16 protein-coding genes and 1 pseudogene are annotated in these 20,550 nt (G+C 61.8%); 5 read left to right on the top strand and 12 right to left on the bottom strand.

The genetic code is table 11. The features are described from left to right. Window positions 1-463 precede the first annotated feature (463 nt). Together AU465_RS37780 and AU465_RS11580 are read left to right on the top strand one after the other, a co-directional pair. Window positions 464-697 (top strand): GcrA family cell cycle regulator, encoded by a 234-nt coding sequence (locus AU465_RS37780; protein WP_192247007.1) that lies wholly within the window; start codon window positions 464-466, stop codon window positions 695-697. Window positions 698-1,110: 413 nt separating this feature from the next. Continuing rightward, window positions 1,111-1,785 (top strand): peroxiredoxin-like family protein, encoded by a 675-nt coding sequence (locus tag AU465_RS11580; RefSeq protein ID WP_192247005.1) that lies wholly within the window; start codon window positions 1,111-1,113, stop codon window positions 1,783-1,785. A 215-nt stretch (window positions 1,786-2,000) separates the two neighbouring features. Here AU465_RS11580 and AU465_RS11575 read toward each other — a convergent pair whose 3' ends face one another. The 8 genes from AU465_RS11575 to AU465_RS11540 all read right to left on the bottom strand — a co-directional run bounded on the left by AU465_RS11575 (window position 2,001) and on the right by AU465_RS11540 (window position 11,939). Then, window positions 2,001-2,384: a FadR/GntR family transcriptional regulator gene (locus AU465_RS11575; RefSeq protein WP_246506030.1), complete on the bottom strand. Its 384-nt coding sequence runs from the start codon at window positions 2,382-2,384 to the stop codon at window positions 2,001-2,003. Between the two features lie 92 nt (window positions 2,385-2,476). Further along, window positions 2,477-2,782: a hypothetical protein gene (locus tag AU465_RS11570; protein ID WP_192247003.1), complete on the bottom strand. Its 306-nt coding sequence runs from the start codon at window positions 2,780-2,782 to the stop codon at window positions 2,477-2,479. Window positions 2,783-2,816: 34 nt separating this feature from the next. Continuing rightward, on the bottom strand, window positions 2,817-5,192 hold the full coding sequence (locus AU465_RS11565) for a beta-glucosidase family protein (protein WP_192247001.1): 2,376 nt from the start codon (window positions 5,190-5,192) through the stop codon (window positions 2,817-2,819). A 76-nt stretch (window positions 5,193-5,268) separates the two neighbouring features. Next, window positions 5,269-6,339, bottom strand: coding sequence for an ABC transporter ATP-binding protein (locus AU465_RS11560; protein WP_192246999.1), 1,071 nt, complete (start codon window positions 6,337-6,339; stop codon window positions 5,269-5,271). A 2-nt stretch (window positions 6,340-6,341) separates the two neighbouring features. After that, window positions 6,342-7,226 carry a carbohydrate ABC transporter permease gene (locus tag AU465_RS11555; RefSeq protein WP_192246997.1) on the bottom strand — a complete coding sequence of 295 codons (885 nt, stop codon included), beginning with the start codon at window positions 7,224-7,226 and terminating at the stop codon, window positions 6,342-6,344. Next, the gene (locus AU465_RS11550; protein ID WP_192246995.1) at window positions 7,223-8,098 is read right to left on the bottom strand and encodes a carbohydrate ABC transporter permease; all 876 of its coding nucleotides are present in this window, start codon (window positions 8,096-8,098) and stop codon (window positions 7,223-7,225) included. Before AU465_RS11550 ends, AU465_RS11555 begins: the two co-directional genes overlap by 4 nt. A gap of 140 nt (window positions 8,099-8,238) precedes the next feature. Beyond that, complete coding sequence (locus AU465_RS11545; RefSeq protein WP_192246993.1) at window positions 8,239-9,474, bottom strand: ABC transporter substrate-binding protein; 1,236 nt, start codon at window positions 9,472-9,474, stop codon at window positions 8,239-8,241. A gap of 98 nt (window positions 9,475-9,572) precedes the next feature. Next, complete coding sequence (locus AU465_RS11540; protein ID WP_192246991.1) at window positions 9,573-11,939, bottom strand: beta-glucosidase; 2,367 nt, start codon at window positions 11,937-11,939, stop codon at window positions 9,573-9,575. 194 nt (window positions 11,940-12,133) lie between these two features. Here AU465_RS11540 and AU465_RS11535 point away from each other — a divergent pair, with 194 nt between their 5' ends. Then, a complete protein-coding gene (locus AU465_RS11535; protein ID WP_192246989.1) occupies window positions 12,134-13,177 on the top strand; it encodes a helix-turn-helix transcriptional regulator in 1,044 nt (347 codons plus the stop codon). A 738-nt stretch (window positions 13,178-13,915) separates the two neighbouring features. Here the strand turns inward: AU465_RS11535 and AU465_RS36485 are convergent. Next, window positions 13,916-13,990: pseudogene (locus tag AU465_RS36485) on the bottom strand (hypothetical protein); the annotation flags it as partial. 347 nt (window positions 13,991-14,337) lie between these two features. Here AU465_RS36485 and AU465_RS11525 point away from each other — a divergent pair. Both AU465_RS11525 and AU465_RS11520 read left to right on the top strand, forming a co-directional pair. Continuing rightward, a complete protein-coding gene (locus tag AU465_RS11525; protein ID WP_192246985.1) occupies window positions 14,338-14,811 on the top strand; it encodes a hypothetical protein in 474 nt (157 codons plus the stop codon). An 86-nt stretch (window positions 14,812-14,897) separates the two neighbouring features. Further along, window positions 14,898-16,985 carry a sigma-54-dependent Fis family transcriptional regulator gene (locus AU465_RS11520; protein WP_192246983.1) on the top strand — a complete coding sequence of 696 codons (2,088 nt, stop codon included), beginning with the start codon at window positions 14,898-14,900 and terminating at the stop codon, window positions 16,983-16,985. A 78-nt stretch (window positions 16,986-17,063) separates the two neighbouring features. Here AU465_RS11520 and AU465_RS11515 read toward each other — a convergent pair whose 3' ends face one another. From AU465_RS11515 to AU465_RS11505, 3 genes are all read right to left on the bottom strand, one after another. Next, window positions 17,064-17,753 (bottom strand): MIP family channel protein, encoded by a 690-nt coding sequence (locus AU465_RS11515; RefSeq protein ID WP_192246981.1) that lies wholly within the window; start codon window positions 17,751-17,753, stop codon window positions 17,064-17,066. A gap of 69 nt (window positions 17,754-17,822) precedes the next feature. Beyond that, the gene (locus tag AU465_RS11510; protein ID WP_192246979.1) at window positions 17,823-18,866 is read right to left on the bottom strand and encodes an NAD(P)-dependent alcohol dehydrogenase; all 1,044 of its coding nucleotides are present in this window, start codon (window positions 18,864-18,866) and stop codon (window positions 17,823-17,825) included. Between the two features lie 37 nt (window positions 18,867-18,903). Further along, complete coding sequence (locus AU465_RS11505; protein WP_192246977.1) at window positions 18,904-20,535, bottom strand: molecular chaperone GroEL; 1,632 nt, start codon at window positions 20,533-20,535, stop codon at window positions 18,904-18,906. Between the last annotated feature and the right edge of the window lie 15 nt (window positions 20,536-20,550).

The raw sequence follows: 20,550 nt of genomic DNA, 5'->3' as shown, positions 1-20,550 counted from the left end.
ATTGAATCAGTGCTTCAGAGCTGCTTCAAGCCGGAGTTTTTCAACACAATCAGGCGCATTGCTGCCATTCGCAATGCGGCCAATGCTCCGTCTTCGGAGCGATTTGGGTTTTGGGGGCGAGAGCGGCAGGCCCTGAGCTGAACTGTGAGCATGGGCGTCGGCTGGGTGCACACCTGACAAGGGCCCCACAAGCCACCCCCGCCCCCGCCACCAACAAACCCAGGCGGGGCCGGTGCCCGAGGCAACCTACGATGGCGCATTGCTTGTGAGTTCCAACCCGCCTAGGTGTGGCCTTAAGTCGCAAACTATTGGCTTTAGAAGCAGGGCCTCGGGCTTCATTGACGCCGCGACCAACACCATATGCTGGTCTATAGCCCTCCAAAACGAGAGAAGCTTGCCCCGGCGGGGTCGCACTGCGGCCGTCGGCCGGCAAAGGCTATGAACTAGGAACCTGAAAACCATCATGCCTGAAAATATCAGATCAACTTCGAGAGACGTCCCCCTCATTCAGCTAGGGGTCTATCAGTGCCGCTTCCCGGTGAGCGAAGACCCGTCAGTACCCGGCGGTTACCGTTTTTGTGCTGGGCCAACTTCGCCGGATCGCGTCTACTGCGATCACCACCACAACATTGTGACCGCCGTGGACCCTCGTCGGGCCCGTTTGGGTCTCCATTTCCCTCAACGACGCGCCGCTTAGGTTACGTTTTGGTGGGATGAGCCGTCCGCGCCCTGGCGGCGGGCGTTGCTCCGTCGTCTATCATGTCGGCCCACAAATCTCTCTTGCAATTCGGCGACCCAATTTCAGCCAACGAAGCGCGACCTGTCAGACTTGAGGACAGCCTCAGCAAAGTCGGGCACTTCCAGACCTTGGCGCACCTGGGTATGAAGAGCCTGCTCGGCTCGTGGGGCGCCATCTAGTAAAAGCGTTGCCCTCCGTAAGAACTAGCGTCCGCCCTCTCCGTGCTTTATAAATGAACTATCGACGCCGACCTCGACGCTGTCCTAAGGCCGACCGCCATTTCAGCATGCCCAAGGACGTATGTGCCGCACATGGGCTCAAGCCATCCGCCCGCACATCCGTTGTGGATTGACCCGCGAGGAGGGCCCAGCATGTCAGAACGTCTCAACATAGGCCCGCTGCAACTTGGCGAAACGGCGCCCAATGTCGTGCTCGACGCGATTACCCGCGAGGGCAAGATCGCCATCGACGATTTCCGAGGGGAGAAACCAGTTCTGGTTGGGCTGTATCGAGGTCTCCATTGTCCTTTTTGCAGGCGCCATATCGCCATGCTTTCGCAACTCACCCCAGCCCTCAAGGAGAAGGGCATCGAAAGCCTGACGGTGGTCAACACGCCCATCGAGCGGGCGCGCCTGTATCTGCGATACCATCCGATGCTCGGCCTGCTCGCGGCATCCGATCCGGAGCGGACTTCACACCGCGCCTTTGGATTGCCGAATATGCAGATCACCGAAGACGAGAGCGCATGGCCGCAAAAGGTTTCGATGAGCGATGTGAAGTCGATGCGGGTCGACTTGCCGGGCGAAATGCCGGAACCGATGGACCCGTTTGCGGCGCTCGAATATCTGAACAAGAAGGACAGCTACGAAATCACGGAAGCGGATCAACAGATGATGGCCACCGGCATTGGGCAGCTCGTCGGCCAGTTCTTGCTGGACCGCGATGGTGTCGTTCGCTGGACTTCCAATGAGGTACTTGATGGCGGCCTATTCGGCGCCCCGAACACTCAGGAGCTGATGTCGGCAGCGTCACAAATCGGAAGGTAAGGCGCAGCTTCGGTAGTGGGGCTGGGCGCAGGATTACGCGAAGTTTGCGGCTGTCGCCTGATACGGGCCCCACAATCGGCACCGCTCCCGCCTGCCGATGAACCCCGGAGGGGCCGGGGGGCGGTCGCCCAGCCGCCTTGCTACCAGCGCGAGCCGAGCGGCGTCCGCGTGCGGGCTAGCAGCCTATTGTTGCAGCTCTGCGGCGATGTGCGGGCTCACCGCCCCAGTAGATTTCTTTCGACGGTTCTAAGATGCGCCAGCATCGCATTTTTCACACCTTCCGCATCGCGGCGAACCAGACGCTCCAGGATTGCCTTGTGCTCGTCGCGATACCCCAGGCGGCGTTCCTCCGAGAACGAGCGCTTCTTCATTTCGAACCAGGGTGACTGGTTGCGAATGGCGCGCATGAGGTTGTGGATCTCTTTAAGGAAGTCGTTGCGGCAGCACGCGAATATTCGGTGATGGAATTCGGCGTGCCAATGCTCGAAATCTGGCATGTCCCTGGCGTCGCTCACCCTCTGATGCGCTTTGCGAACCGCGTTCAGTTCGGTTGCGCTGGCATTGGTTGCGGCAAAGGCCGCGGCTGCCGGTTCGAGCAACCGCCTGCCTCTTCGGCTGACATGAGGCGCAACTGCGACCTCCAGCGTGGTTGCCGCTAGTGTCTGCTTTCAGCGGTTGGCAGGACTGGGTTCTACAGCCGGCATGAGGCGCAAAGTTGCCAATCGGCATAAGATAAATGCCGCAGCGTCACGCGTCGGTTGTAGATATTCATGGCTGCTGACACCGAAAGGTTGATTGCCAGACAGATGGTGGTCAGGATGGTCAGCGCTTCAAACGACTGCCCGGTGGTGTTTGCTGTCGTGCCGACGATGCTGTAGCCGATGGCGACGGCGTGGGACAGGCCGTGGCTCGGTGCGACGCAGGCTGTCGTTGCCGCCGAGCGAACCGAAGGTCCCGCACCTGTGGCGTCGAGGGCAGCCGGAAGTGCTTGCGCCAACGATATTCATCACAACGGTCAACGCTGCAGGAATCTAGGCGGCGTGACGCTCTTGTCCGCATGTTTCTCGATTGATCTCGGCTAGAAGCGCCTCGACATCGGCCTTCGGGAAGGTGTGGCGGAAACGCCGGTCGAAGGTGGTGAAGATACCGACGAACGAGTTGGCGCAATGGTCCAGCATGCGATCCGCATCTTCGGAAGAAATGCCGAGCTGTTTCTGGAGGAAACGATTGAACTCACCGCGAGCGGCCGGATTTTCCAAAATGAAGATCGGTTGCGTATCCCGTTCGATGCGCCGGTGAACCGCGACGGCGGAGACTGTCTGCAATTCGGCGCTTAGACGGATGTCGCGTGACGACGCCGCCACCTCGATGGCGATCGCGTCATTGTCGAGTGTCCAGGCCTGAAGCGCAGTGTCGTAGACGCAAAGGTCTTCTGCCGCGATTTCCACCATTACGGTCCTGCTCTCGCCCGGCTCCAATTCGACCTTGGCAAACCCTTTCAATTCGCGCACCGGGCGCTTCAGCCTTGGCTTGCCATAGCGGGCGTAGACCTGGCAGATTTCCTTGCCGCCGACCTTTCCGGTGTTCGTCACCGCAAAGCTGACCGCGACCTTTTCTCCGGACTGCAGGACCGTTCGGTCAAGCGCCAGATTCGAGTAGGCGAACTCGGTGTAGCTCAGCCCGAAGCCGAACGAGAAAAGCGGCTCGATGCCGCGCGCATCGTACCAGCGATAGCCAACGAAAATACCCTCGCTATAAATGTGCCGCCCGTTTTCGCCGGGATAGGTGAGATAGGTCGGCATGTCCTCCATGCGTTTCGGGAAAGTGGTGGTCAGCTTGCCCGACGGGTTCACGCGGCCGAACAGGATGTCGGCGACGGCGCCGCCGGTCGCCTGACCGGAAAAGAACATCTCGACGACCGCCGGCACCTTCCCCATCCAGGGCATGGCGACCGCATCGGGGCTCGATATGACGACGACAATGTTCGGATTGGCACGGACAAGCCGTTCCACCAGCGCATCGTGGCCTGGCGCGAGGTCGAGCGAGCGGCGATCGGACCCCTCGCCGTCATAGCCATTTTCCGTGTTCACGAAAACCAGCACGATATCGGCGCCGGCCACGCCCTGCTCCGCCTCGCTGATCAGTGCTTCGCGCTCGGACGCGATCTCGCTCGTTCCCTGGAAGACATCGATTGATACGCCGCTGCCCGCAAGCCTGCGGATTTCGTCCACCGGAACGTCCTTGGATGTCGGTGTCGTCGTCGCGCAGCCCGAGCCCTGGATGACGGGCGCCGCGGCGCCCTCTCCGACAATTGCGATCCGTTTCACCTTGACTGTCGAGATCGGCAAGAGGCCGCCTTCGTTCTTGAGCAGGACCATGGAGTCCGCGGCCAGACGGCGAGCAAGTGCGTGGTGTCCCGCCCGATCGAACGTCACTGTCCGGTTCTCTCCCTGCTTGGCCTTGCGGACCAGCTCGAGAACCCGCGCGCAGGCGCGATCGACCAGCGCCCGGCCGACATCGCCCGTTTTGATTGCCGCGAGGAGATCGGCCTTGCGGGTTTCGCTTTCCGGCATATCCAGATCGTTGCCGGCGATCAGGGAGGCGGGCCTGTCCTTGACGCCGTGCCAGTCGGAGACGACCAGACCGTCGTAACCCCATTCCTCGCGCAGCACCTTGGTGAGCAGCCAGGAATTCTCGGCGGCTTGAACGCCGTTGAGCCGGTTGTAGGAGCTCATGACGGTCCACGGCTCGCTCTGGCGGATCGTCCGTTCGAAGCCCCTGAGGTAGATTTCGCGAAGCGCCCTCTCCTCCACGACGGAATCCATCGTGGTTCGCTCGACTTCCGAATTGTTGCAGGCGAAGTGCTTTAGGGAAGCACCGACACCGTTCTCTTGCAGGCCGTTGATGACACCAGCGGCAAAATCCCCGCTCAATACCGGGTCTTCCGAGTAGTACTCATAGGAGCGTCCGCCCAACGGCGTGCGCCGGATGTTGATCCCCGGACCCAGCAGCAAGTGCACGCCGAATTCCTGACACTCCCGGGCCAGCGCTTTGCCCAGTTGGTGCGCGAGGTCGACGTCCCAGGAACATGCGAGGCTGGTTCCGTTCGGAAAGCAGGTGGCGGGTTTCATCTGCCCCCATGCGGTCTGTACGTGGTCCGCCCGCTGGTTCACCACGGAAAGAAACGCAGCGAAATCCACGCCGCCGGCCTGATCATCGTCAATCTGCGGGATCGAGTAGCGCACCCCATAGGTGCCGTCGGTCATCACGATGTGCGGGATACCCAGCCGTTCGATCTCTTGCGTCTTCCACATGTGATGGCCGGCGACCAGCGAGACTTTCTCCTCGTCCGTCATCTGCGCCACCAGGGCCGCGAAGTCGCCGGCCATGAACTTTTCATTCGTCATTTGAAGTCTCCGGGAATGACCGTGGAACAAGATCGGCAGGGTCGCGCGTTGCTCCGGCGCGGCCGCGGCGACGCCGTCATAGCCTCCGTTCCGTCGCCGCCGAGAAGAACGAGGCCTTGGACATGTTGAAACGAAACCCAACGTCCTTTTGCATCGTCCGAGCGGCATCGACGGTCAGCTTGACGCTGAACCGCTGGCCGAGACAGTCGAACCAGCCGAGCGCGTCGGCGCCCAGAAGCTCGGTGAAGGCGAGCGTTGCTGGCATGCTGTCGGGCGTGCCGCGCTCGACGACGTTCACGTCCTCGCAGCGGATTCCCAATATCGCCTCCGGCGCCGTCGGCTCGGTCGCGAAATCATAGGACGACGCATCAAGGCAGACATCATGCGTCTTGAACCGCCGCGTCCTTTCAAGATGCCCCTTGAGGAAGTTCATCGCCGGAGAGCCGATGAAGCCGGCGACGAACAGGCTGGCCGGTTTCTCGTAGACCGTCTGCGGCTCCGCGAACTGCTCCACCCTGCCCTTGTGCATGATCGCCACGCGGTCGGCCATGGTCATGGCTTCGATCTGATCATGTGTCACATAGATCATCGTCGACTTTAGCGTCGCGTGAAGTTGCTTGAGTTCCACCCGCGTCTCCGCGCGCAGCTTGGCATCGAGATTGGAAAGCGGCTCGTCGAACAGGCAGATGCTGGAGGAGCGGACCAACGCCCGGCCTATCGCCACACGCTGACGCTGGCCGCCCGAAAGCTGGCTTGGCTTACGATCGAGCAGCGCCTCGATCTGGAGCAGCCTAGCAGCCCATGCGACCTTTTCGGCGATCTTCGCTTTGGGTGTGCCGGCGATTTCCATGCCGAAGGACAGGTTGCGCCGGACCGTCATGGCCGGAAACAGTGCGTAGGATTGGAACACCATCGCAAGGCCGCGCTGGCTTGGCTCCAGGCTGCTAACATCGACATCATTGATGAGGATCTGGCCGGAGTCGCAATCGTCCAGCCCTGCGATCACGTTGAGCAAAGTGGATTTGCCGCAACCGGAAGAGCCGAGAATGACCACGAACTCGCCCGGCGCAATCTCCATATCGACGGAGTCCAGCACTGTAAGGCCGGCGAAGGATTTCCTGATCTGGCGGATGGATACGCTTGACATTTCTATCCCTTGACCGCGCCGGCGGCGATGCCGCGCACGAAATAGCGACCTGAAAGAAAGTAGACCACGAGCGTCGGAATAGCCGTGATGACGGCCGCGGCCATGTTGACGTTGGGCGAGACAGAACCGCGGGCGTTGTTGACGATGTTCGTCAGTTGCACCGTCATCGGCAGATTGTCGTTGCCGGCAAAGATCAAACCCAGCAGATAGTCGTTCCAGATGCCGGTGAATTGCAGGATCGCTACGACGACGAGAATGTTGGTCGAAATCGGCAGGATGACGGACCAGAATGTCCTCAGGAAGCTAGCCCCCTCCATGCGGGCCGCCCGGCTGATCTCGTCGGGCACCCCGACATAGAAGTTGCGGAAGAGCAGTGTCGTGTAAGGCAAGCCGTAGATCACGTGCACCAGGACGATGCCCGCGTAGGTACGGAACAGCCCCATGCTGCTCAGAATCTTGACCGTCGGGTAGAGCATGGCCTGATAGGGAATGAACAAGCCTATGGTGACCAGCAGCATAATCAGATTGGCGCGGCGCGATTTCCATTGCGCCAGGGCGTAACCGTTGAGCGCGCCGACGAGGGTGGAGATCGCCACGCTCGGCACCGCGATCTTGATCGAATTCCACAGTCCGGGACGAACCCCGCCACACTCGAGGCCGGTACAGGCGCTTTTCCAGGCCGTGATCCACGCATCGAAAGTCGGCCTGACTGGCAAGGCGAGCAGATTGCCTTGCCGGATCTCCTCCAGAGGCTTGAGCGAATTGCTGATGATCAGCAGCAACGGCAGCAGGAAGAACGCCGCCGACACGATGAGAAACGCGTAGAGGCCGATGCGCGCGACGCGCGGCCCAAACGCCGGTCTTTTGACTTGAATGCCGTGGCTCACGTGCGCTTCCTGAATTCGCTGTAGAAATAGGGCAAGAGCATCAGCAGCGAGAGCAGCAGCATGACGATCGACGCCGCTGAAGCGAGGCCCAGGTTGACGCGGGCGAAGTAGAAATCGACAGCGAACTTCGCCGGCATTTCGGTAGCGATGCCAGGCCCGCCCTTGGTCATAGCGATGACCAGATCGTAACCCCGGATCACCTCGGACATCAGCAGCACGACGCAGGAAGCAATCACCGGCCGCATTCCGGGAAAAATCACCTGCAGATAGGCGCGCCAGAGCGGAATGCCCTCCATGCGGATCGCCTTCCAGAGGTCATTGTCGACGCCGCGCAAACCGGCCAGGACGATCACCATCACTAGGCCTGACGAATGCCAGATGCTGGCGATGACGAGCGTATAGATGGCGCGGTCGGGATTGGTCAGCCAATCGAAGGTGAAGCTTTCCCATCCTGCGTTTCGCATGAGGCCTTGCAGGCCGTTCACCGGATCGAGCACCCATCGCCAGGAAAGCCCGGTGACGATCAGCGAAACCGCGAGCGGATAGAGAAAGATGGTCCGAAACAGCGATTCAGCCTGAATGCGACGATCCGCGAAGATGGCCAGTATCGTGCCGAAGCTGAGGGTCCCGACGATGAATAGCACGCCGAAGATCACCATGTTCAGGCACGACACGAGCCAGCGATAATTGGTGAACAGCTTGACGTACTGATCGAAGCCGATCACCTCGTAGCTGGGTATCAGCGTCGAGCGCGTCAGCGACATGTAGCCGGTCCAAAGGATCGACCCGTAGAAGAAGATCGCGACGACGCCGAAGAACACGGCAACCGTGATATCCGGATTGAAGGTCTGCCTATGCAGCCAGGTCTTCATTCTCCCTCCAGGTCGCGTATCGATGGCGAGGTGGCGTTCATGAAACTCCTTTCCTGTTTGGCCATCCTGGCTTCCGCGCATTGGTGGTTCCTCAACAACAGCAGCAAGCCGGGCCGCGAAACCGCGGCCCGGCTCGGCGCTCATTCACTCTGCAGTATCTTCGAGAAGCTCTCGACCGCGGCTTCCGTCGTCATGGATTTGTCGGTCCAGAACTGGGTGGCAAGATCGGTCACCTGTCCATTCAAGTCGCCTGCCAGCGCATCATAGGCCGCCTGCACCGCGGCGCCCGGCGTGGCGAGCGTCTTGGCGCCGAGCTGCGCGCAGACGTCAAGCTTGGACGTATCGACATCCGTGCGGGAGGGCACCGATCCCTTGACCTCGGCAATCTGCTCCTCGACGGCGGGGTCCATGACCGACTGGGCCAGCAGGGTCTGGCCCTTGATCCGGTCGTCATCCTTGTTCACGGGGAAGGCAAAGACGTCGATCAGGATCGCGTAGCTCGGCTTTTCGCCGGGAGTGAGGAAACAGCCGAAATCCTTGCCGGCGACCTTGCCGGCGGCAAGGAACTCACCGCGCGCCCAATCACCCATAAACTGGAAGCCGGCCTTGCCGGTGACGACCAGGTTGGTGGTGTCGTTCCATGAACGACCCGGGCTGGCAGGGTCCGCATAGGTCGATACCTTGCGGAAGATGTCGAAGGCCTGCGGCAGGACAGGCGACTTGAGCGCTTGCGGGGAGCGCTTCACGATCAGCTCGTTCCAGTAGTCCGGACCGCCCAGAGCAAGGATCGAGCTGAAAAGGATGCCGACCTCCTGCCAGGGCTCGCCGCCAATCGCTATGCCGATGCGGCCAGACGCCTTGATCTTGTCCGCGGCCGCGAAGAGCTCTTCGAAGGTCTTGGGTTCCTCGATCTTCAGTTCTTCCAGAAGGGGTTTGGAATACCAGACCCAGTTCTGCGCATGGATGCCTACAGGCAGGGCAACGAGGTGGTCACCTACGTTCAGCTTGCTCCACACGAGCGGCGACATCACCTTCTGCCAGCCTCCTTCCGCAGCCAGGTCGTCGAAATCGCGAAGCTGGCCGGAACCCGCAAGGTCGCGCAAGGCCGAATTCGGCGTCATCAGGATGGCGGAGGGAGGTTCACCACCGGCAATGCGGCTGGTGGCGGCCGCAAGCGCGGCGTCGAAATCGGCGGACGGGCTGTCGATCCACTTGCCCCCCTTAGACTTGAAGGCGTCGGCCACCGTATTCATCGCTTTGGATTCGCTGGAGCTCGTCCAGTAATGCTGCACATCGACGGTTTGCGCGAGCGCGGTATTGGAACCGGCGAGAAGGCCGAGTACGGATATCGTGGAAGTAAAGCGTCGCAAATTCATCTCAGTTCCCCTGATGCTTTGGTTGATCTCAAGACCCGGAACATCCCGGGTGATCGGGTCGCCGTGTTCGGTCAGCGTCGAACGGCGCCGTCATCACGTCATGCTGCCTTGCTGACTGTCTCGCCGATCTCCTTGTTGAGACTGTCGAGAAATGCCGCCATCGTGGCTTTGGAGATCTTTTCGCCGGCCACCCAGGACACGGTCTTGTAGATCCCCAGGAAGGAGCTGGCGCAGTACTCCATCATCTTCTCGGCCTCCTCGTCGTCGAGATCGAGTTGGGCTTTGAGGAAGTCGTGGAAGCGGCGACGGGCGAAGTCCTGCTCCAGCACCAGGAAAGGCTGGCTCTCCACGTCGAGGATCGTGGACGGGAGTGCCGGCGCGTCCACCATGACCGTCTTCTCGAGACGGATGTCGCGCGAGGATGCTCCGACCTCGAAGCTTATCTGGCCCGCATCGAGGAGCCATTGCCGGTAGGCAGGGTCGTAGTAGCGCAGGTCCCGGCTGTCTATCGTCACTTCGACGCGCTTGGTCTCGCCAGGCTGCAGCTCGACCTTCGCAAAGCCCTTGAGCTCGCGGATCGGCCGGATCAGGCGGGGACCGTGCGGCCGCGCATAGACCTGGGCGATTTCCTTGCCGGCGACGCTGCCTGTGTTCGTGACGTCGAACGATACGCGGATCGTGCCCGAAGCTTCGATGCGGTCGGTGCTGGTGGAGATGTTGGAATAGCTGAAGGTTGAATAGCTGAGCCCGTAGCCGAATGGAAACAGCGGGGCGAGCTTGCGCTTGTCATAGTGGCGATAGCCGACATAGATGCCCTCGCTGTAGACATGACGGCCGTTCTCACCCGGATAGGTGAGATAGCCGGGGATATCCTCCATCTGGACCGGGAATGTCACGGTCAGCTTACCGCAGGGGTTCTGTTTGCCGAACAGGACATCGGCGATGGCCATGCCCACGCCCTGCCCGCCGAAGAAGGCGGCAATGACAGCCCGAACGCTTTCGATCCACGGCATGGCCACGGCATCCGGAGTGGACAGGATGACAACGAGCTTGCCGCTACGCTTGCCGAGACGCTCGATCAGCTCATCCTGGCTGGCGTGAAGATTGAGATGAGTACGATCGGAGCCCTCGCCGTCGTAGCCGACCTCGGTATTGCCAAAGAACAGCACCACATCGGCCGCATCGACTGCCGCAAGAGCCGATTGTTCGGACACGCTGCCGGCTTCGAAATCGGCCACGGCATGGAAGTTGACCGCGGCGCCGGGAGCAAGCTCGCGGATTTTGTCCAGCGGAATATCCATTTCGGTTGGACGTGTCGTCGCACAACCGGAACCCTGGATGACCGGCTCGACGGCGGCCGCGCCGACGACAGCGATTTTGCCAAACTTCGCTGCGTCGAGGGGCAGGATCGCCTTCTCGTTTTTCAGGAGCACGATCGATTCCGCCGCCATGCGCCGCGAGAGCGCGTGATGCTTCTTGAACTCGGCCTCGGCATTCGGCCGGATGGCGTTGCGCGCCGTGCGGACAAGCTTGAGGATGCGCAGGCAAGACTGGTCGAGCGCGTCCATCTGCACCCGGCCGTCCTTGACCGCGTCGATCAATTCCTGCTTGCGCGCGCCGCTTTCCGGCATGTCGAGATCGTTGCCGGCATTCATCGACGCGGGACGGTTCTTGATCCCATGCCAATCGGAAACGACAACACCGTCGTAGCCCCATTCGTCGCGCAGCACCTCGGTCAATAGCCAATGATTTTCCGCTGCCTGGATGTCGTTCAGCCGGTTGTAGGAGCTCATCACCGTCCAGGGGTTGCCCTTGCGGATGGCCCGCTCGAAGCCCGCGAGATAGATCTCGCGCAAGGCGCGTTCCTCGACGACGGAGCTCATCGTCGTGCGCTGGACTTCGGAGTTGTTGCAGGCGAAGTGTTTCAGCGAAGCGCCGACGCCGTTTTGCTGCAGACCGTTGATAACGGCCGCGGCAACCTCCCCGCTAAGCACGGGGTCTTCGGAATAATATTCATAACTCCGGCCGGCGAGCGGTGTGCGACGGATGTTGATGCCGGGGCCGAGCAGGATGTTGACGCCGAAAGCCTGGCATTCGGCAGCCAGCGCCTCGCCGAGCTCATAGGCCAGATCAACGTCCCACGAGCAGGCCAGCGAGGAACCGTTCGGAAAGCAGGTTGCCGGACGAGTGGAGCCGAACGCGCTTTCGACGCCCGTCGAAAGATCCGTATTGACGACGCCGAGGAACGCTGCGAGTTGCCCGTCGCCATCCTGCATGCCGTCGATCTGATCGATCGAATAACGGACCCCGTAGGTGCCGTCCGTCATCAGCAATTCGGGAATGTTGAGGCGATAGTTGGTCGCAGTGCGCCACAATCCATGACCACTGACCGCAGCAGCTTTCTCCTCGACGGTCATTTCCGCGACGAGGGCAGCCAACTGCCTATCGGAAACATTCCAGCTCATGCACATTTCATCCGCTTTGCCACGCGCCATCGGTTCGCCGCCCGCGAATTGCCGGGCAGCGCCTGGGCGTCCGGTCTCTTCCAGGACGACAATTTGATGACACTTGGGGGGCCGCAAATCTAGCCGCGAAACTTGTACTGGAAGTACGACAGTTTTTGATGCTTACTGCATGACGCCTTCACGGAGGAAGAGAGATGAACATCGCCTATTTGAGCCCCGGTGAGCTGCGCGGCAAACAGGATGCCGGCTTTGAAAACCATGCGCCCACGGCGACACGGCATTTTTGGGCATTCGTCCACGGCGCCATCGACGTTCCCTATCACTGGCACCGCGAAATGGAGATACTTCTTGTGCTGCGAGGCAGGTTTCGACTTGTGGTTGACGGACAGCTCTGCGAGATGAACCCGGACGACGTGATTATCATCAATTCGGACGTGCCGCACAATTCCACGTCGGTCTCGCCCGATGCGCTGATCTGCGGCGTGCATCTCGACGGCGCATACTTCGAGCGGCTGGGGCTGCCCGGTTTTTCGTCCCGGCACTATCTGTGCCGCACCTTCCTGCACGGCCGTTCTTTCATGAACAGGATCGCCCCCATGAAGGCGCTGATGGCGCGGCTGGTCCTCGATCAGACCGGGCATCTCGAGGAGATGATGGTGCGAGACACCACCGCCAATCTCCTTGCCTGCTTCATCTACCGCGCGATCCCATACCAGGAATCTGAGGGGGGTGAGGCTCCCCTCCGCTCCGCCAGCCGCAACCGCATCCTAAAGATCATGGACGCGGTCGGAGGACAGGACGACAACCAGACCTTGAGCGAGATCGCGGATGCGGAAGGTCTGACGCTGAGCCATCTTTCACGCCTGTTCAAACGTCATTTGGGAATAGGCTATCGCGACTATTGCCTGAACCAGCGCCTGGACGCCGCCGCGCACGAACTTCGCATTACCGATCATACGATCAGCATGATCATGGAGCGAAACAGTTTCGGTAACCCGGCAGTCTTCTACAACAAATTCAGAGCCCGCTTCGGCTGCAGCCCCGGGGAGTTTAGGCGCGGACAGGGGCTGCGAGGAGCAAAAAGCAAATTGACCGAGGAGGATGCGTCCGAGGCATTGAGGCTACTCACGCAACATGCCGTGCAGATTGGCAAGGCTGCTGAGATTTCCCTTGGGGTCAACGCGACCGGTCGCCGGGAGGTCACACTGCGTGCTCCTTATAATGCAGGTTCACGCTAAAAACCTTCGCATAATCCGTGCTGCCACCATGTCCGTCCGGACCCGGAATTGACGACCATCCGGCTACAGCGGTCGGATGAACACGGCGTCTAATCGACCGCCAGCGCGGTCACCTCCCGCCGAAAAGGCAACGCATCGCCGATATCGGGTTCGTCCAACTCGCGGGCGAAACGGTGACCGGCATAGGTTGCCCAGCCAAACTGGATGCCCTGCGGATAACTTCCCTTGACGCGCCTCCTCGATTGCAGCTGTCGCCACGGTTTCCGCAAATCAAACGGCTGCCTGAAAGCCGCACGAATCTCACCTCGGTTCCACTCGCAGTTCGATGTACAAGATTCAAAAGACGTTTTTTCTCGTGAGCAGGCTGTTTTATGAACAGGCGACGAGCGTCGCGTGCCAGCTCCAGCAGGCGAATGCCGTCATCCATGTCTTCCGCCTGACCATGGCGCTCGATCTCGCGTAATAGGCGCGCCTGCTCCGTTCGCCACTGTGCCGACATGCGGTCATAGAAGACGTTGTCGAAGCGGCCGTCGAGCTTGTCCAGATAGATGGCTTGCAGACGGTCTTCGAGGCGTTTGTACTCGGTTTGGCAACGATGGATCGCTTGCTCGTTGCATGCCTGGCTTTGAGCGCGGTCTTGAGCCAGTCCAGCACCTCTTCGTCGAAATGGAGTTGGTCGAGGAGCGTGCCGAACGTGTCGTTGAGCACTTCTTCTCTGACATATTTACGGCGACAATCGGCATAGCCGCCACGACCTTGTCGATGTCCGGTGCAGTGATAGTAGACGTATTTGCCCTTCTTGAAGGCTACCATATCCTACTCGACATCTTTTGCCCTCCGCGCGCCGATTTCCTGGCCAAAGGCTGGATCTCGAATGGAGGGGAGTATGAAGATTGAAACCGGCCGGCGACCGCCGCTTCCGTTCAATAGGATAATGAGCGGAGCGCACATGCCATGATCGAAGCCTTCATCTGCGGCCATGTCGCACCCAAGGGCACTGCATGCAATCTCGTGTAGCAGCCACCTGCTACCAACGGCACGAGTTTCGGCGCTATCTAATGTGAATGGCGGAGCTAGTTATGGCAGTGTAAGGTTCGCTGCAAAGAAGAAGAATGAGCCGTTGCGACGGCACTGCCAAGCCAACGAATCTGGGAGGATTCATGGTCGAGATCATCTCCAAGCGCGATGGCCCGCGGCGCGAGGACGTACAGGTCAAACGACTGATCGAGCAGAACCGCTCCACCATCGTTCGCCTTGCCGACCAGATCAGCGGCGGCGGCTATTCGGCTTCGAGGATGCCTCGCCAGCAACCGAAGGCGGAGGGTCTGATCATCCATGTTGGCGGCGGTACTGCGACAGTGGCCGAAGCTAAACCGTCCATTCAGGTCACCATCAACGGCCGCGTGATTTCCAAGGATCAGGATACAGGGCGCCAACTTCATCACATCGGCGATATCCGCAATCGCGGCGGAGAACAGATTTTCGTGCTGGCGACCAAGCAGAACGGCTACTTCGCGCCGGTCGATGAAACTGTCGCCGCGAAACTTGCCGACATGGATGGATCCCGCGTCACCGCCACCTACTCCGAAGAACAGCTTGCCGGCGACATCGGCGCGAAACTCGGCATTAACTGACCGGCAGGCGATTGGACCGGCTTCAACACGTCCAATCCGCAACAGCATACAGCCATGGCATACCCCAAAGGTTTAGTGATGACTGAATGAAACGCGATCCGGGTCCCAATCAGATGAAGGTCGATGCTCTTCCGGCGCGGGCGCCGTTAGCCAGCAGGCAGATGGTTCTGGGCAACATCGACTATGACGAGCGCGCCACCATGCGCGCCTGGGAAGATTTTCTGGCGGACGAACCCAAATGTGCCCGCGATGCAATCAACCCAAGCCACGTTCGCTCCCTCATCCACGAGTCCTGGTATCGCAGCGCAACCGGCGGCATCAACGCGCAAGGGCATGAAGCGCCGCTGAACGGCGATCGCGACGAGATCGAATTTCTGACCCGGACCAATGCCGAACTGCTCGCCGCTGCGCGCCGGTCTTTCGCCTCCATCGGCCAGTTGCTGGAGGGAACAGGCGCGATGCTGGTTCTGGCCGACAGCGACGGCGTGCTGATCGACGCCATCGGCGACAAAAAGACGTTGCATGATGGCATGGATATCCACCTCGCCATCGGCGGCAAATGGAACGAGGGCGCCGTCGGAACCAATGGCATAGGCACAGCACTTTGGACCGGGGAACCGACCTTCGTCCATGCTGCCGAGCATTTCTGTGCCGGCATCAAATCCTGGACCTGCGCCGGCGCCCCGATCCGCGATCCTCTCGATGGCAAGATCATCGGGGTCGTCGACCTCTCGGGCTATTCGCCGATCTTCAGGCCGCACAACACCGCCCTTGTCGCCGCCACGGCCCGGGAGATCGAAAAGGCGCTGGCCGAGCAGCAGGAGGAGCAACGCACACGTCTGCTCGAAGCTTTCATTTCCTCTGCTCCCAGTTACCGTCGGAAAGACGGGCTGGTGATCCTGGATCGTCGGGGCCGCGCCATCTTCCGCAACAACGTGCCCGACGGCGAAGCCTCCGAAATGGCCGATGGCCCGGCGGAAGCGGGCCGCGGCCGCTGGCTGATGAACCTTCCGTCGTCAGGTTCCGAAGCCGATATCGCCAGGGCGCTGCCGGCCCATCTGCGCTCCTGCCACATCACGCCGCTCAAGCTCGACGGCGATCTGCGCGGTGCGGCACTGGTGTTCCCCTCGGCGCCGGCGGCCTCCGGCGTGACGGTGGTCCATCGGGAAGCGGACAAGCACCTTCAAGATGCCGCCGCCATCATCGTCGGCGAAAGCGAGGCCCTGCTCGCCGCCGTCGACGTCGCCTGTCGCGTCGCCCGCTCGAACAGCGTCGCCTCGCTGCTGGTCGAAGGTGAGACGGGCGTTGGTAAGGAGTTGTTTGCGCGGCTTGTCCATGCCGGCAACCGAAGAACGCCAAACGATCCGTTCATCGCGATGAATTGCGGTGCAATCACCAGGGATCTGTTTGGCAGCGAGCTGTTCGGCCATGTCGCCGGCGCCTTTACCGGCGCCTCGCGCGACGGCAAGCCGGGTGTTTTCGAGCTTGCCAATGGTGGCGTGCTCAGCCTCGACGAGATCGGCGAAATGCCGCTCGAGATCCAGCCGTTTCTGCTGCGTGTCCTGGAGGAGCGCGTGGTCCACCGCATCGGCGACAGCCGGGGCCGGCCGGTGGATGTCCGGCTTGTGGCCTCGACCAATCGCGACCTCAAGCAGGAAGTTGCCGCGGGCCGCTTCCGCCGCGACCTCTACTATCGGATCGGCGCGGTCTCGATCACAGTGCCGCCGCTGCGTGAGCGCGGCGAGGATGTGCTTTTGCTGGTCGAACATTTCAACCGGAAGATCGCCTCAGCCTCAGGCGAGGAGCCGCTCGAATTCTCGCAGGAGGCGCTCGCGGCGCTGCTGGCCTATCGTTGGCCGGGCAATGTGCGCGAGCTGAAGAACCTTGTCGGACGTCTGCATGTGTTGGCGCGCGGCCGGGATATCGGTCGTCACGATCTTCCCGAGGAAATCACCGCTCCTGATTCCGGACAGAGCGCGAAGCCGAGTGACGGTGCGGTCGTCTCACCGGAGGTGCCTGAAGGCACGCTGGCCGAGGCGGAGCGCCAGGCGTTGAAAAACGCGCTGGCCGCCGAAGGCGGCAATCTCAGCCGCGTCGCGCAGAGGCTCGGCATCTCGCGGCCAACACTTTACCGCAAGCTCGAGCAATACGGCATCCGACGCGGCTTCGTCTGACACGCGGCAAAAAGGAAACCCATGGCATTCGCGCCATGGGTCGGGGGAATCTCAGCCGACAGAAGGGCGGGCAGCCGATCAGGCCGGCTGCGGTGCCGTTTCGCCGACGCCGACGACACCAACACGCAGCGCCAGTCCGGCTGCCGCAGCGCCGAGGCAAGGCGCCACGATATAGAGCCAGAGCTGTGACAGCGCGGTCCCACCGGCAAACAGGGCGGGGCCTAGTGAGCGCGCCGGATTGACCGACGATCCGGACACGGCAATGCCGGCGAGATGGATCATCACTAACGTCAATCCGATCGCCAGGCCGGCCAGGGCACCCGCGCCGTCTTCGGCGGTGGCACGCAGAATAACAAGCAGAAAGAGGAATGTGGCGACCGCTTCGAACAGGAACGCAGAAGTCACCGAATAGGCCGACCAACCGTTCTGGGCAAAACCATTCGCGGCCACGTCATAGCCGCCACCCTTGCCTTCCACGATCACGTAGAGCACCGCCGATGCGACGATCGCCCCCACGCATTGCGCGACGACATAGCCGATAAGGTCGTTGGATTTCATCCGGCCGGAAACGAAGACGCCGAGGCTCACCGCCGGATTGAGATGCGCGCCGGAAATCGGCCCGATCGAATAGGCCATCGCCACCACCGACAGGCCGAAGGCCATGGCGACGCCGAGCAGGCCGACCTCTGAGCGCATGAACAAGACCGTCGCGCAGCCGAAGAAGACCAGCGCGAAGGTGCCAACGAATTCACAGATGTATTTGTTCATTTTCTTCTCCCTAAGGATGATGGGGAGGACCGGACGCCGCACTCGTCCGCGAAGTTCGGTCCAAATGTTTCAGGGCACGATGACGCCGCGGCCGGTGAAGCGCCGGTTCTTGAAGTCGTCGAGCGCGGTATTGATGCTGGCGAGGTTGTATTCGGTGTAGTGCATCTTCACCTTGCCGTCGGCGTTGAGCTCCATCAGCTCGACGAGCTCGGTGAAATTGCCGACCAGGCTGCCGCCGATGTTGATTTCCTCGATGACCAGATGCGCGGTCGGCACGTTGACCGCGCCGCCATACCCGACGACGAACAGCTGGCCGCCCTTGCGCACCATCTTCCAGCAGATGTTCTCGACGCCGAGCTCGCCGACGAAATCGATGACGACATGGGCGCCGCCGCCGGTGATCTGCTTGACCTCCTCGACAACATTCGGCCCGCCGTCGAGGACGAAATCGGCGACGAGGTCCTTGGCCAGCACGCGCGCGGCCGGCTCGCGATCGACGGCGATGATGCGGCAGCCCGAAATCGCGTGCAGCGACTGCAGCGCGATGTGGCCAAGCCCGCCGATGCCGAGCAGCACGCAGTAGCTGCCCGGCCGCAACAGCTTCGCTGCCCGTTTGGCGGCGCGATAGGCGGTGATGCCGGCATCGGCCAGCGGCGCCACCTCGATCGGCGTGACATTGGCGTTGAGCTTGATCAGCGAGCGCTCGCTGGTGATGAAATATTCGGCGAAGCCGCCGTCCATGCCGAGGCCGGGGAACTGGCCATTATCGCAATACATGTCCTCGCCATGCCGGCAGTTGAGGCATATGCCGCAGGAGCGGAACGGATGGCAGATCACGGCGTCGCCGCGCTTGACTGACCGGACGCCGCTGCCGACCTCCTCGACCCAGCCGGCATTCTCGTGGCCCATGATGTAAGGCAGAAGGCTGCCGTTGGGGTCCATCGTCGGTTTCCACACGCCTTCGATGATGTGGAGGTCGGTGCGGCACAGTCCGGCGGCGCCGACCCGCACGATCACCTCGTCCGGGGCCGTGATCGTCGGCGCGGCGACCTCCTCCATCTTGAGCTTCACGTTCATGTGCGGGTCGTATTCGTAGAGTCTGGCGGCTTTCATCGTCGTGTCCTTTCGAAATATCTGGTGGAATGCCGTGTCAGGCGCGGCCAAGCTTTTCCGAACCGCCGCCGCGAGCCGGGCCGGCGGTCGGGTCCTCGTCCTCGGCGAGATCGCCGATCAATGTTTCGGTGGTCAGGATCAGCGTCGCCACGGAGGCGGCGTTAGCGAGCGCGGTGTAGGTCACACGGACCGGGTCGATGATCCCCGCCTCGAACATGTTCTGGTAGCTGCCGGCCGACGCGTTGTAGCCGTGGCCGCCATTGACGCGAGTCACCTCGGCCACCACCGTTTCGGGATCCGCGCCTGCGTTGGCGGCGATGCGCCACAGCGGCCGCGACAACACCGAGCGCACCAGGCGCACGCCTTCGGCGATGTCGCCCTCCGCCTCGGCCGCCACCTTGTCGAGCAGCGGCGCGATCTGGGCCAGCGCCGAGCCGCCGCCGGCGACCACACCCTCCTCGGAAGCGGCGCGCACAGCATTCAGCGAATCCTCGATCAGCTGGATGGTCCGCTTCTGCTCGACCGGCGTGACGCCGCCGGCGTAGAGAATGGCAGTGCCGCCGGAAAGCTTGGCCAGGCGCTCGCGCAGCTTGTCCTGCTCGATGTTGGGCGGCGCGGCCTCATACTGCCGCTGCACCTGGGCGCGGCGCGACGCGATCGCGGCATGGTCGCCGCCGCCCCGAATGATCGAGGTGTAGGACGCGCTGGTCCTCACCCGCTCGGCCGTCCCGAGATCCTCGGCCGTGATGTCCTCCAGCCGGCCGCCGAGATCGCGGGCGATCACCTTACCGCCGGTGATGATCGCCAGATCCTCCATCATCGCCTTGCGCCAATGGCCGTATTCCGGCGGATGGACGATGAGGTATTTTCCGGGTTCCTGCTTGCCGAGCAGCGTCACCACCACTTCCGGCGACACTTCCTCGGATACGATCAGCAGCGGCCGCCCGGCCTCGTCGGCGATGCGGCGGGCGGTCTCGAGCGCCTTGGGCTCCTTGATCTTGAGGTCGGTCATCAGGATGAAGGGCCGCTCGAGCACGGCCTCCATCTTCTCCTGGTCGGTGACCATGTGGTGCGAGAGGTAGCCACGGTCGAACGACATGCCCTCGACCACGTCAAGCGTGGTCTCGGTGGTGACGCTGAAGTCGGTGGTGATGACGCCTTCCGCGCCGACGCGCTCGTGTGCTTCCGCCACCAGCGCGCCAAGCCTGGCGTCGGTCGCGGCGATGTTGGCGACCGAGGCGAGGATGCCGTTGCCCTTGGCGGGCTTGGCCGAAGCCTTGAGGGCGGCCACCACCGCCGCCACCGCGCGATCGATGCCCTTGCAGAGATCGACCGATTTGGCGCCGCGCTCATTCGCCTCGATGCCGCCCTGGATCAGTGCGTTGGCGAGCACGATGGCGGTCGTCGTGCCGTCGCCGGCGACCTCATTGGTCTGCATCGACACTTCGCGGACGACCTGCGCCCCCATGTTCTCGAAACGGTCATGCAGTTCGATCTCGGAGGCGATGCTGACGCCATCGCGGGTCACCATCGGCGTTCCGATCGGCCGGTCGATCATGGCGTTCATGCCTTTGGGGCCGAGCGTCGGTTCGACGGCCGCCGCCAGCCTGAAGACACCACGGGCAAGGGCCCGGCGCGCCTGCGAATTGTGAAGCATTATTTTAGGCATGACTCCTCCTTCCGC

The organism is Mesorhizobium silamurunense, assembly GCF_014843905.1.
In the GTDB taxonomy this organism is placed as follows: Bacteria; Pseudomonadota; Alphaproteobacteria; order Rhizobiales; family Rhizobiaceae; genus Mesorhizobium; species Mesorhizobium silamurunense.
Note: the sequence above shows the minus strand (reverse complement) of the source record. Positions and strands in the feature narration are given on the sequence as shown.